10 protein-coding genes are annotated in these 14030 nt (G+C 41.5%); 4 read left to right on the forward strand and 6 right to left on the reverse strand.

Going from position 1 to position 14030, the window contains the following annotated elements; translation table 11 throughout:
* Window positions 1-80: 80 nt before the first annotated feature.
* Window positions 81-521 carry a hypothetical protein gene (locus SFU91_03850; protein ID MDX2128149.1) on the forward strand — a complete coding sequence of 147 codons (441 nt, stop codon included), beginning with the start codon at window positions 81-83 and terminating at the stop codon, window positions 519-521.
* Window positions 522-534: 13 nt separating this feature from the next.
* Window positions 535-2163 carry a hypothetical protein gene (locus SFU91_03855; GenBank protein MDX2128150.1) on the forward strand — a complete coding sequence of 543 codons (1629 nt, stop codon included), beginning with the start codon at window positions 535-537 and terminating at the stop codon, window positions 2161-2163.
* An 8-nt stretch (window positions 2164-2171) separates the two neighbouring features.
* Here the strand turns inward: SFU91_03855 and SFU91_03860 are convergent, their stop codons facing one another.
* Complete coding sequence (locus SFU91_03860; GenBank protein MDX2128151.1) at window positions 2172-2951, reverse strand: SDR family oxidoreductase; 780 nt, start codon at window positions 2949-2951, stop codon at window positions 2172-2174.
* 218 nt (window positions 2952-3169) lie between these two features.
* Here SFU91_03860 and nadA point away from each other — a divergent pair, with 218 nt between their 5' ends.
* Window positions 3170-4144, forward strand: a complete 975-nt coding sequence (gene nadA / locus SFU91_03865; GenBank protein ID MDX2128152.1) for a quinolinate synthase NadA — start codon at window positions 3170-3172, stop codon at window positions 4142-4144.
* Window positions 4137-4769 carry a VTT domain-containing protein gene (locus tag SFU91_03870; GenBank protein MDX2128153.1) on the forward strand — a complete coding sequence of 211 codons (633 nt, stop codon included), beginning with the start codon at window positions 4137-4139 and terminating at the stop codon, window positions 4767-4769. The genes nadA and SFU91_03870 overlap by 8 nt, the downstream gene beginning before the upstream one ends.
* 29 nt (window positions 4770-4798) lie before the next feature.
* Here SFU91_03870 and SFU91_03875 read toward each other — a convergent pair whose 3' ends face one another.
* From SFU91_03875 to SFU91_03895, 5 genes are all read right to left on the reverse strand, one after another.
* Complete coding sequence (locus SFU91_03875; GenBank protein MDX2128154.1) at window positions 4799-6112, reverse strand: tetratricopeptide repeat protein; 1314 nt, start codon at window positions 6110-6112, stop codon at window positions 4799-4801.
* A gap of 180 nt (window positions 6113-6292) precedes the next feature.
* Window positions 6293-8083 carry a cytochrome c3 family protein gene (locus tag SFU91_03880; protein MDX2128155.1) on the reverse strand — a complete coding sequence of 597 codons (1791 nt, stop codon included), beginning with the start codon at window positions 8081-8083 and terminating at the stop codon, window positions 6293-6295.
* A 291-nt stretch (window positions 8084-8374) separates the two neighbouring features.
* Window positions 8375-9418 carry a LacI family DNA-binding transcriptional regulator gene (locus tag SFU91_03885; GenBank protein ID MDX2128156.1) on the reverse strand — a complete coding sequence of 348 codons (1044 nt, stop codon included), beginning with the start codon at window positions 9416-9418 and terminating at the stop codon, window positions 8375-8377.
* A gap of 31 nt (window positions 9419-9449) precedes the next feature.
* Entirely contained in the window at window positions 9450-11720 is a 2271-nt protein-coding gene (gene bglX / locus SFU91_03890; GenBank protein MDX2128157.1) for a beta-glucosidase BglX, read from the reverse strand.
* A gap of 14 nt (window positions 11721-11734) precedes the next feature.
* A complete protein-coding gene (locus SFU91_03895) occupies window positions 11735-14023 on the reverse strand; it encodes a GH92 family glycosyl hydrolase (protein MDX2128158.1) in 2289 nt (762 codons plus the stop codon).
* Between the last annotated feature and the right edge of the window lie 7 nt (window positions 14024-14030).

The following is a 14030-nucleotide window of genomic DNA, read 5'->3' on the forward strand; positions in this document are numbered from 1 at the left end:
TGCGCCATTTATTTCAAAGAATAGATTTAAATCTATTGAATTCGTCATAAGATAAAAATCGCATTTGATAGTCGTAACTCATGAATCCATATTACGGGAATCCTTGGGAAAAAGATATTGATGGTTACAAGCTTGTTGGCGGTGCAATTCGCGCGGCAGCAATCTCGATTCTAGGAAATCTTGCCCTCTATGTTATTTTTCACTTTTTCGGCAATTTTCCGCCTGCTATACTAGCAGCTTCAGAAACTGAGGCGATTGATCCATTCCGCATTATTCTTGCATCGTTTCTACCGATACCGCTTGCAACCGGCATTTTTGCATTTGCTATTCAATTTTTGCCTTCTCCTAGAGTCGCTTTTTTTGGTGCAATTTCTCTTTTGTTATTGGTTTCGTTTTTGGCTCCCTTGCTGCTGCTTTCGCTTTCAGTTACCGATTTCTTAAAGATGATCTCGTTTCATTTTCTCACATTTGCTTCTGTGGTATGGGGGCTAGGATTTTATCCCCTCCGAAAAAAAAATTAACTCAATTCTAATCATGTCGAAAAAAGGTAAGCTTAAAAGCACGATCGTCGCGATAGAAATCAATGAGGTATCACTTTCTTGGCAACAAATTCTTTTTACTTGTCTTGGATTTGGAATCTTATTTTTTATTTACAGTTATCAATCCACCGGATTTTATCAGGATGATGAGATTGGCCATTTTCAGCGTGCGCAAACTTTTTTTGAAAACCCTTTGGATCATATCGGAAACTGGTCAAAGTTTGGTTTTAAGCTCATTTATTCGATTCCCTCTCTTTTTGGTTTTCAAGCAGTGATGGTGTTTAACATTTTTATAACGATAGCTGGTGCTTTTGTTGCCTATTTGGCCGCGAAGGAGTTTAAGCTTTCCAATGCTCCCCTTGCTGCCATATTCGCTTTGCTTCAGCCAATGCTAATCGATCTTTCCTTCCGAACCTATTCAGAATTGCTCACCGGCTTGCTCTTTGCACTTTTGTGCTTGGTTTATCAACGCAAGAATTACCTTTTGACCGCTTTTATTTCATCTTACCTTTTTATGATTCGTCAAGAAACGGCAATCATGTCGCTCATTCTTGGCGGGATTTTCATATATCGAAAGCAACTCATTCCTTTTTTTGTTTTGGGCTTTTCCCCAATTCTCCTTGTGATATTAGGATTTATGAAAACAGGGGATTGGTTTTACATTTTCAAAGATGCTTATGCCGCAGGCGTAGAGGCGAAGTTTCAGCGAACCGGATTCGAGCATTATATCATTATGTTGATTTCGATTATCGGCTCTATTCCTTTCTCTCTTTTCTTAATGGGGTTGTTTTCCTTTAGTTTTAATAGCGAAAGCAATGCCCCACTTGTATCACGAATCAAGGCAGCATTTGAGAAATATGAGATTTTATATCTCATCTTTATCCCTTTCTTTCTTTTTCAATGTCTTTCTACTTCTAAATTTTTAGATAGCGGTGTTAACCCCGGCAATCTTCGATATATGGCGTGCCTTTATACCATTTTCGGAATTTTCTCCCTTATTGGGTTAAATGAAATTTTGCAGCATCGTTCTTCAAAACTTCCTCTCATTTGGATGGGTGCTATTGGACTGTTTACCCTTTTCTTTTGTTCTTACCAATCAAACCTTTTTGTTTATACCAATGAGCCTGAATATTCAAAGCTCCTTTTTGTGGGTATTTTCTTCGTGATTATTTATTTGTATCACACCTCGGCGATCTCCCTTCGGTTTATGATGCTTAGCACTTTATTTTGTTTACTTCTTTCAGTTCCATTTTTATTGTCTCCTTTGAAACTCAATTCAGAAAATAAGTGCATTCAAACCTATACGGCTTGGGCGAAAGAATCTTATCCAGAGCGTATTTGGCTTACAAATCATAATCTGGTTCAATTTTTTGGGGGCATTCGAATCACGGATACAACCCGCGTCCGTTCAATGCGTCAGGCGGATATTGCCAAGGCACCCATTGGATCAATAATTTTGTGGGATACCCATTATGGATTCAGACCGGAGTACAAAATGGATGTGGCTTATGAATATTTTCAAAAGAACGAGCGTTCATTCAAATTGCTTCAACAATTTAATTCGGAAGACAATCGGTTTATTTGTTTAGCCTTTGAAAAAATAGGCGAAGTTCCATCGCCTTAAGCTTTTTGTTAGTACAGCATTCTTCCACCATCCACGGTTATAATTTGGCCGGTGATGTAATCGGAACTGACCAAAAACATAAGCGCTTTCACCACATCCTCAGGTGAGCCCAATCGTTGCAAAGGAATTTTTTGAAGAATGGCATCTTCGAAAGGTTTATCGCGCTGTTCATGAAGCAGAAGCGTTCCGGGCGCAATTCCATTGACAAGAATTTCAGGAGCAAATTCTTTCGCAAACACGCGAATTAGGTTTTCTATTCCTGCTTTCGCGGCTGTGTATGGCGCATACCGCCGCCACGAGAGCCTCGCCGAGACATCGGTCATCACCACAATATGTTTATGCAAATGCCCGGTTGAATCAAGAATGTTCTTCTTTTTTGCCCTGCTTTCCGTTTTCGACATTTCATGCATCCATTTGGCTGCTTCTTGCATTGTAAAGAAAGTCCCTTTCAGATTTGTATCCACCAAGGCATCGAAGTCTTTTTCTGTCACATCAGGCAAGGGTGTAGGAAAAAAATTAGACGCATTGCATATCGCCAAGTGGAGTTCATTTGTTTCAGAGCGGCATGCCCTAAAAACACGCGTTATTTCTTTTGGGCGTGAGATATCGCATTTGTAACACTCGGAGTTTACACCATACCTTCTTATTTCATCTCGGGTTGATTTCGCTTCTCTTATTGAATTTCTAAAAGTGAAGAAAACTGACCATCCTTCACGAGCCAATGCAATTGCAGAGGCTTTGCCCAGTCTTCCCGAAGCACCGGTGATAAAACATGATTTTGGATTCATTGAAGTTCGGTTGTTGTGTTAATCTTGGATAATTTTTTCATAAATGAATCATGAACTTACACGCAAAAAATTGAAGTGCTATTCCCAAAATATTATGACACCCACCAATTTATTTGTCAGTAATTGATCACCTTTTCATCTGCATATTATGTTTTAACTTTGCAGACTTTGTGTAAAGACGCAATGTAACTTTGTAAAATGAAATTCATTTGGCTGCAATGACGATTGACATAGATTCAGAAATGAAACCCTCTTCTCTTTCAACACTTGATTTATTTGAAGAAATCGAGAAGCTCAAGAAATCGATGAATGCCGTTGTGCTGGCGCATTATTATCAAGAGCCGGATATTCAGGATGTTGCCGACTTTTTGGGCGATAGCCTTCAGCTTGCGCAAGCCGCAAAAAAAACCAATGCGGATGTCATTGTCTTTGCCGGCGTTCATTTTATGGCTGAAACGGCGAAGATTCTAAACCCCAATAAGCAAGTGCTTTTGCCCGACCTTGCCGCAGGCTGTTCTCTTGCCGATAGTTGTCCGCCGCCGCTTTTCAAAACGTTTAAAGAATTGCATCCTGAGGCCGTGGTGATTAGTTATATCAACTGTACGGCAGAAATCAAAGCGCTTTCAGATATTATTTGCACTTCATCGAATGCGGAAAAAATTGTGCGCTCAATACCGCTGGAACAAAAAATTATATTTGCACCAGATAAAAATCTTGGTGGTTACTTAATGAAGAAGCTGAATCGGCCGATGATTTTATGGGATGGGGCATGCTTTGTTCATGAATCTTACTCGGAGCGGAAACTGATTGGATTGAAGACGCACCAACCCAAGGCACTCATCATTGCACATCCCGAATCCGAAGAACCGGTTTTGAAGCATGCGGATTTTATTGGTTCCACTAAAGCGCTTTTAGAATACACCGAGAAATCGGCGCATGACTCGTTTATTGTTGTAACAGAGACCGGAATTTTGCATGAAATGAAAAAACGCTCTCCCCATAAATCTTTCTATGCAGCTCCTCCTGATGAAAAAGGATGTGCTTGCAATGAATGCCCATATATGAAACTGAATACGCTTGAAAAACTTTATCTGTGCATGAAAAATAGAACCCCAGAAATCACGATGTCTGAATCGCTACGATTGGCGGCTTTGAAGCCGATGGAGCGGATGTTGGAGCTTTCGAATGCTTGAAGCTATAGGCATAATTTCACCATTTTTTTTGGATGTCAAAACACTTGACGATCTTATTCTTTGGGGCGGTTATGGGATTTTATTTTTGATTGTTTTTGCAGAGACCGGGCTTTTTGTCGGGTTTCTTTTGCCCGGCGATTCCCTTCTTATCACCGCAGGATTAATTGCTGCGACAGGAAAATTATCATTTACCGGGGTTTGCGCCGTCATGATTACCGCTTCTATTTTAGGGGATATCACCGGATATTTTATTGGGAAGCATTTAGGGAAGCCTTTATTTGAAAAGCAAAACACACTCTTTTTCCGCCAAGATTACTTGCTTCGCACACAGGCTTTTTATGAAAAACACGGGGGGAAGACAATCTTTTTTGCTCGTTTTGTACCGGTCATCCGCAGTTTTGCCACCACCGTTGCAGGTATTGCGTCTATGCCTTTCCCTGTTTTTATTTTCTTTAGTGTATCGGGTGCCATTTGCTGGATTTTATTTTTTACCTCTTTAGGATATTACCTTGGCGCTTCGTTTCCGCAACTGGTTGAATGCTTAAATCTGATTATTCTTGTTATTGTTGGACTGATTGTGATTTCAACCATTGTGAGAGTGATTCGATTAAGAAATCAATCTTAATTGACGTGAACCGAGGCTTTGACGGTGGGTTAAGTGTCTGTTTTCTTTCCTGCATTTTTTCGAGCTTCTTCAGCATAACGCTCGTAGGTTTCTTTGCCAAGCAATTTTTCAATTGTTTCAAGAGACGACTCCACATATTCTTTGTGCTGCAATCCAAGTTTTTCAAATAAAGACCGTGCAGCAAAAAAATATTTTATCGCCTCTTTATAAAGTGTCTTCTCTTCATAAATACGAGCGGTAAAAAGCAAGGCAATTGCCATTCTTCGGTAGTTTGTATGCTGTTTGCCAAGTTCAAAAGATTCCCGATATTTTTCAACGGCTTTATTGAATATTCCGACCTCTTCATAGACGCTTCCTAATCTGAGCAAGGCATTTGCTGCTCGTTCAATTTTCCCCAAACCTTGTTGCTCAGTAATGGCAATGGTATAGTATTCGATGGAAAGATCAAATTCACCCAATTCTTGATATAAACGAGCAATTTGCTGCGTGACATCTGCACGAGCCGGTTTATTTCCTGTTTCTGAAAAAAGCTGTAGAGACTCTCGGTAACTATGAACTGATTGATCGTAACAGCCCCAGATTTGAAGGATTAAACCGATTTGATAAAGGGTTGTCGCTTTCTCGATTTTATCATTGATAGCCGTATAGTATCCGAGGATTTCATTATAAATTTCAAACGCCTTTTCATACTGACGATCTTCGAAATAGTTTTGGCTTAAAACTTTCATCAATGAAATTGTTTCGGTTGGCACTACGCCAATTTTTTCGCGTGCTTCCTCGAGTTGAACTTCCAATGCGGTGATTCGCCGAGCCCTGCTTTCGCGTTCACCCACCAGTTCACGCTTCGTTTCGAAGATTCGTTCAACATCATTTTGGTCATTAAAGTCGGTTACTTTTCCTCCAATGACTTTCCAGAAAAATGGCGCTCTTCGATAGAGAATATCAACGATAAACGCGGGCATCCATATCATTAGTGGAGCAGGAATTCGTGCGGTATCTTGAATGAAGCTTTCAAATAAAAGAGATACTCGAATTTCGGTTTGCTCATCTCGAACATTTTCGTCAAAACTATTGATCAAAAAAAGTTCAGGATTTAGCATTTTTGGGTTTCCGGATTCTCGCTCCAACTGTTCAATCAATGGCTCTCTTGAGGTGAAACGAAATTCGTGAACTTTCATTCCTTTGCCTCGAGCAATTTCAGCCGCAAGACTCATTATTTTTACACGATGGACGGGTGAGTTTAAGCGAATGACATAGATTGGTGGGCGTGCAAATCGACCTTGCGACTGAAGCTCTTCAAAAAGTTCAATTAATTTATTTTTTATTTGATGCAGATATAACATTTTGAGATGAGAAGGGTTCAAATCACAAATTAAAGTCGGCCTTATCGTTTTTTCCTATTCACTTTTAATCATTACCCTTGTGAAGGTAAATAAAAAAAGCGTCTTTCACTTCTGTGTAAAAGACGCTTTTCATTAAATTTTCACCCTATTTGACTGTACTTTAGCAACAGTTGAAGTTTTCTAATCTTGCCTTCGGGTAAATTTATACTCTGCTTTTCCTGCATCGCTTGTTCCATTTAGCCTTGACACCAATGTTCCTAAGGAGATTACAAGCAGTAAGACCAAAACACCCACGACACTAAACACCCAAATTTTTTGATCCTCAGCCTTTTTCATTGATTCAACAAGGTTTTGAACTGAGTCACGCTGAGTTAAGCCTTCCGCCATTGCCTCTTCAAATAGCGCATAACGCACCACATGATGATTTCCACCGGAATTATTCACCTGCGTTTCATACGATTCTAAAAATTCTTCTTCAGGCTTTACATAATCGCCTTTCTTTTCGCGTGTGGCTAAAAATTCCTTCGCATTCTTGTATGTGGTTTCCATCGAGACGAGCGAGGCGTTTAACTTCGTTGCACTACCAAGCGCCCGAAGATTGGCTTCGTAACGGCGTGTTGAGGCGGCGTAATCAAGCACTTCTACAACCAAACCAACTGTATCTGCAAAATTTGCAAGACTTGCGATTTTATTAGCACCAACAAACGGGAAAATTTTTGGAGCGAATTTCGCCATCGCAATTGAATCTTCTCTCGTATCGATTCTAACAGCGAACATTTGAAGTTTGAAATAAAATGAAACCAATCGAAGCGAATCTTCAAACGACTCCGGTGCTTTGCCGAGATAGAGAATTCCTGAATAGAACCCATTTCTCACTGCAAAATCAACCGAATCTCGTGCGGTTTTTGGCCAAGTCGAAGTCAGCGGATCTGATTGAACTGCCTGCATCAACTGTGAAACTTTAACTTCATAAGGAAGCGGCTCAGGAACATTTGCATTATGGCAATTGGTACACTGTGCACCTTCATGAGCTCCAACTTTATCATGATTCCAATTCGCTATTGCATGTCCGTTTGGCGAGCCGTGGCATGAGATACATCCCGGATTGTTATTGGCAGCATAAGCGGCTTGATGCGGCCCGGCTGCATAATTTTGTGCAATTGAAACGTGGCAGGTATTGCATGCTTCAGCAACTTTTGTTGCCCCGGCAGGATAATCGGTGTGATTTCCGTGACAATCGTTGCAGGTAGGGGCAGTTAAGTCATTCTTGACATAAATCGCTTTTGCGTGAACGCTTTCCATATAAGCGGCGCTATGATCTTCATACGATTTCCCCGACTTTTCAAGCGAAGCGGTGATGTACTGCTCGTTGCTATGGCAGGAGCCGCACATATTGGAAATATTTTTTGGGTAAGTCAGAGAAGCCGGCTCAGAGGCTTTCATTGCGCCGTGACTGCCGTGACAATCAACACAGCTTGCTGAAGAAGCATTCCCCGCTTTGAGGGCTTTACCGTGTTTGCTTTCCCAAAATTCTGCATTAATTCCGGTGGTTGGGTCTTCATGAGCGAGCGTAAAGGTTTGCATTTTGCTCACATTTTCGTGGCAAGAGCCGCACATTTCCGGTTGCGATTCTCTTGAGAATTTACCAACAAAATTTCCGCCCTCGGATTTTGTTTTATGAGCCTGTTGCCAATTCGCAAGCGTTATCGAAGGATCCGGATTCCCGCCGTGACAACTGACGCACGAAGCGCCGGCTTTATGATGCGTATCGGCGCCCCAAGTTTCTTCACTTACGGCCGCGGCGCCGGTTAATTTACTATGACAAGCAAAACATCCGCTTTCATCTTTTGGGGCTTGAACAGCCGAAATTGGTGTAGATGTTGATTCATCACCGAAAAGTAATCCAAACGAAACTGAAGCAAAAAAAAGGACTGAGGCAAGGAGAAGAACCTTATTGTGAAAATTTGTCATAGAATGTTAGTCGAGACTGAATACCCTTTAAGATAGAGATGAACAGGCTGAAAAAATCATAATCAAGGAACGCGTGAGGAAACTTGCAATTCTTCAAATAGGGCGCATTCCTTATGTTTTCAAAACACCCTATTTGATGTCAATCGTTTCATCAAAATCGCTTATTCAAATTTTTTTAATTCACGATTTCAAACTTACCCTTTTCAAAAAAACTTTGCAATCAATTGTCTAATTAATTCTCAAAATATTTTAAGAATTTTTTAAGAAAATATCCCTCTGCGATGCAGAACCTTACGCAGTTTCTCGGAGGATGAGTTCGGGGTTAATTCTAAGGACTTGAGGCTTGTGCTTCGGGTTTTCGAGTCGATTAAGCAGAAACTTCACGGCCTTGCTTCCCATTTCTTGAATTGGTTGACGCACCGTTGTTAGTGCCGGAATTGCAGTTCGGGCGATCGGTTGATCATCGTAACCAATAACGGCAACGTCTTGGGGAACTCTTAAATTTAATGTTCCAAGCCCGCGAATGACACCGGCAGCAACTTCATCGCCATTGGCACAAAAGACCGCATCAAATTTAGGCATCTCTTTTTTATCAATCTTCTCTTGAACCAACCTCACAATTTTCACCCCTTCGTCGAAATGGAATTTCTCTACCTCCGATGATTCAATTTCAAGAATATGTTCTTTGAGAGGAGGAATGCGATGTTTCTTCAATGCGGATAAGTAACCCTCGAGCCTCTCTTTCATGACGGTACTTTGGGAGGCATAAACAAAAATGATTTTCTTTCTCCCCATTTTGATCAGATACTCCGTCGCTTCAAAAGCACCCAAGACATTATCGACTGAAATAGAATCCAGTGATTTTAAGTCTGCTTCAATGACTACGCAAGGCAATTGAAAAGATGAGAATAGCTTTGTTCGACGCTCACTGTGATCAAAAAGCTGAACCACGATTCCATCAACTTGTTTGCCTCTGGCGATTTCGCGGTAAATTTTTTCTTCTTCTTCCGCTTTTCCAGTGGTGCTGTAAATGACTAGATTGTAACCGCTTCCTTTCAACGCGGCTTCTACCCCGCAAAGAACTTCGATTGTAAAAGGCGCATTGATATTTGGAACCAAAAGCCCAATGAGGTTTGTCTGTTGCTTTACCAAACGGTAAGCGTTTACATTCGGAACATAATTGAGCTTTTCGGCAATCTCACGAACCTTTGCAACCGTTTCAACCTTGAACTTTCCACGGCCGTTTAAAATCATCGATACCGCCGCCGTCGTAAGCCCAGATTGCTCTGCGAGATCTTTGAGCGTAACTGCTCTTGAACGGCGTGAATTCTGCATCTTAAATCGTTACTTGATTTGATTTCGAAATTTAAGGCACAAGCTCGAAACTTTCCTCTAAAACATCAGTTGAGTTTCTACCAACCATCACCGTAAATTTACCACTTTCAACGATTGGTGTCAGCGAAGCTGAAAGAAATTCGAGATCTTTACGGGTTATCATAAAATCAACGATTTTCTTTTCTCCGGGGCTCAAGGTTAATTTTCGAAACGACTTCAATTCCTTCACCGGTCTTGTCACTGAAGCTTCAAAGTCATTAATGTAAAGTTGAACAATTTCTTCTCCGTTTCGCTTACCTGTATTTTCAATTTCGATAGACACTTTCAATGTGTCATTTTCTTTCATTGATTTTTTATCCAATTTCAGATTTCGATATGCAAATGTGGTATAAGATAATCCATAACCAAAAGGATAGAGTGGATCGCTTGGAATATCAATATATCGTGATTTGTATCGGTCTGTTGGGTTCTTTGGTTCTATGGGTCTTCCGGAGATTTTATGATTATAAAAAATGGGAATTTGCCCAGCGCTTCGTGGCACAGTGACGGTCAATTTGCCGCTAGGGTTATAATCGCCAAAAAGCACATTGGCAATTGCATTTCCCGCTTCTACACCCAATTGCCAAGTTTCAAGAACTGCCGGTACTTTAAGTGCTTCACCGTTTAATGAAATGGGACGACCGTTTGAAAGAACCAATACAATTGGCTTTCCCGTTTCTACAAGTTTTTTTAACAACTCTAATTGAACCCCGGGTAAATCAAGCGAGCTACGGCTGTGCGCCTCACCGCTCATATCTGCGGTTTCACCCATCACGGCAATCACGACATCCGAATTTTTCGCAGCTTGAATTGCAGCATTGAACCCCTTATCTGATAATGCCACTTTTTCGTCACGCGAGACGGTGCAACCTTCTGCATAAACGACTTTTGTTTTGGAATCAACTTTTGCCCGAATACCGTCAAGAATTGTTATCGCATCTTCCGGTCTTCCGACAACTTCCCACTCACCCAGCATATCGCGCTTTGCATTTGCAAGCGAACCGATAACAGCAATACGTTTCGTATCTCTCTTTAACGGTAAAAGATTGTTTTCATTCTTTAAAAGTACAATTGAGCGCTCTGCGACTTTTCGGGCAATTTCTCGATGCTTTGGACTTAAGACGAGTGCCTTCTCCCGTTCATTGTTGCAATAGCGAAACGGGTCGTCGAATAAACCCAATTTAAATTTGATGTATAAATTTCTGCGTACGGCTTCATCCAGAACCTCCATTTTGATTTTTCCGCTTCGAACTGCACCGGCAAGCTTGATGAAAATCTTGCTTTCCATATCCATATCAAGCCCTGCATTGAGTGCAAGAATCCCAAGGGTTTCGTCATTTTTCGAAATGCCGTGATTTCTCACTTCGCCGATTGAGCCCCAATCGCTGACAACAAAGCCTTTATACCCCCATTTTTCGCGAAGAATTTCCGTCATCAACTTGCGATTAACGCTTGAAGGCATTCCTGCAATTTCATTAAAGCTGGCCATAAAGCTCAAAACACCGGCATCAATTGCCGCTTTGAACGGTGGCAAATATGTTTCGTGAAGAGTTCGTTCAGAAATATCGACGGTGTTATAATCTCGTCCTCCTTCTGCACCGCCGTATGCCGCGAAGTGCTTCGCGCAAGCCAAGATGGTGTTGTTCAAACTGAGATCTTCTCCTTGAAAGCCTTTTACACGTGCGGCGGCAGCAAGCGTTCCGAAGTAAGTATCTTCTCCTGCACCTTCAATGATTCTGCCCCAGCGTGGGTCACGGGCAACATCGACCATAGGCGCAAAGGTCCAGTGAACACCCGCGGCAGAAGCTTCAATCGCTGCAATTCGGGCTGATTCCTCCAAGAGTGCCATATCCCACGAAGAGCTTTCGGCGAGTGGTGTTGGAAAAGTTGTTCGATAACCGTGAATCACATCAAGTCCAAAAAGAATGGGGATTTTAAGGCGAGACTGCATCGCATATTCCTGTGCTTTGCGAGTGACATCAACGCCATAGATATTTAAGATCGAACCGACTTTTCCTTCACGAATCATCGGCTCAAGGTCGGGACTTAAGTAGGCACCTTTTTTGTGATCGCTAATCCCGCTATTGACTTGATTTAACTGCCCAAGCTTTTCTTCAATGGTCATGATTCGAAGAAGGGAATCAATCTTTTGATAAATAACTTTATCATTTGCAATCTGCTCTGCCGGCGTTTTGGCATTTTGAGCGAAGCCCACCGAAAAGAGAAGGGCTGACATGAGAAATAGTACGAGTGTTTTTTTCATATTGATTCCTGTGTTTAATGAATAGGATTCGGTGGCAATTCACTGTTGCCAAAATCTGTTGGAATAGAACTCAAGGTAAATTCAAGCGTTGCGCCGTTCTTTATTTCATCATGCATGAGCCAAGCACGGTTAATGGATTTCCCATTAAGCTTAAGGCTTTTGATATAAATATTTTCCTTTGTTTTGTTTGTGCAACGAATCGTTAATTTTTTTCCATTCTCAAGTGTAAGAGAGGCATTTTGAAATTGAGGTGAAGTAAGCAAGTAAATCGGCTGACCTGCGACTGGGAAAAGCCCCAACGAAGAAAATAGAAACCAAGCAGAAGTTGTGCCGCTATCATCATTGCCGGGAAGTCCGGCTGCTGTGGTATCGAAGTTTTCTTGTAAGATGAGATTCGTCCAAAATTGTGTTCGATCTGCTCGCTTGGCGTAGATATAAAGAAAAGGTGCAAGCATATCGGGCTCGTTAGAGACTGAAAAGTAGCCTTTGGTATAATCGCGGTTGCTGCGATGATTAAAAAAGAAATCCCACTTTTCAACAAAGGCACGATCACCACCAAGCCTCGAAATAAGCCCATACGGATCGTGAGGAACATATCCTAAATACTGCCACGCAGAGCCTTCATAATAGTGAACTTCAGCACTCCAAAATAATCCTTCAGGAAAAACAAACTCTGGCTTAAAATTTTCAACCCATTCTCCGTTTCGATTTTTTGGACGGAAAAATCCTGTTGTTGAATCAAAAAGCGCGAATATTTTTTGGCTTCTTTCAAAAGCAAATGCCACTTCACTTTCCTTTTTAATTTTTTTTCCAAATGACCAAAGTGCGAAGTCGTTATAAGCAAACTCGAGCGACTTACTAACCGATTGCCACATTTCATCTGCGCCGAGCCAACCTGATTCTAAATACTGACGAGGCTTGCCACGAAAGGCTCTTGTTGATTTCAGGTTCGGTTCATCTCCCGGAATAAACCCGTTTTTCAAAACCAATTGAAACGCTTCTTCATACCGAACCCCGGGCAAATCTTTCACAGCGGCGTCCGCAAATAGCACATCTGCATTGGTTCCCCCTTGCATTGGCGTGAATGCATTTCCGGTAAAGCCGTCTGGAAGCCACCCATATTGATTTCCAATATCAATTAATGCATTCAACATATCTCGTTGAATACTTGGTAAAATGAGACTAAGAAACGGAGAGAGGGTTCGATAAATATCCCATATTGCAAAGTAATTTGTATAGGCGTGTGTTTTTTTGAAGGTACCGGCTTTATCCTTTTCCCATTCATTGAGCCGCGTTGGCATCAAGAGTGAATGATAAAGCGCGGTGTAGAAAATTGTTTCTGTTTCTTTTGTTGCCCCTTCAATCGAAATTCTATTTAAGTAACTTTCCCAAGTCAATTCGGCTGATTTTCTTGTTTGATCAAAAGACTGTTTTTTTCGCTTTGTGTCATCAATTTTTTTCTTAGCGCTTTCGAAATTGAGATAGGAAACAGAAGCAATCACCTCAATTGATTTCCGATTCTTTTTTGGCAGAAATGACACCACAATGCCCGATTCTTCATTGCTTTCACTCCGATTTGGTTCATTGTTGGATGTGATTATGCCGCCATTTTTCCAATAATGAACTGCTACAGGTTTTTCAGAAAAGGATGCAACAAAGTATGCGCGGAAATCGGACGGGAGTTCCCCGAATCCACCTGTATAGACGGCCGTACATCTCAGTTCATTTCGTTTTGGGTCATATTCACTTTCTGCGCTTGAAACCGTTTGTGGATGAGAGGCCTCCGAAGCATTGAAAATGATTTTCAGTGTATCACTTGATGAATCGTCAAAGGTATATCGATGATACCCAATTGATTCATTTGCTGTAAGTTCTACCGTAACCTTTGGTTTCGTCAGAAACACCTTGTAATATCCGGGGCTTGCCACCTCGCTTTCACGCGATGAATATTCTTTGTCTCGCACGAGTTCAGTTGCGCCTCGAGCCGGCATCAAAAGAAAATTTCCATATTCTCCCGAACCCACACCACTCACTTGATTGTGGACAAAACCGAGTATGAATTTATTCTCTTTCCTGTAACCCATATTTCCCCAACCTCGCTCTTCGGTTCTTGGAGTTAGCGCGATCATTCCCCAAGGGACCGTTGCCCCCGGATGAACATTGCCGCCTCCATCTGTTCCAATAAATGGATTCACCTTGGAAATTTTCGATTGAGCGAAAAGGAAATTAAACCCTGCTTTTAGCAGTAGGCTAACAGTAAGGAGAAGTGCGAATAGGCAAACTCCTTGAATCTTCTGCCTCATTCTTTCT

This window comes from Chloroherpetonaceae bacterium, from assembly GCA_033763895.1.
Taxonomy (GTDB): Bacteria; Bacteroidota; Chlorobiia; order Chlorobiales; family Thermochlorobacteraceae; genus JANRJQ01.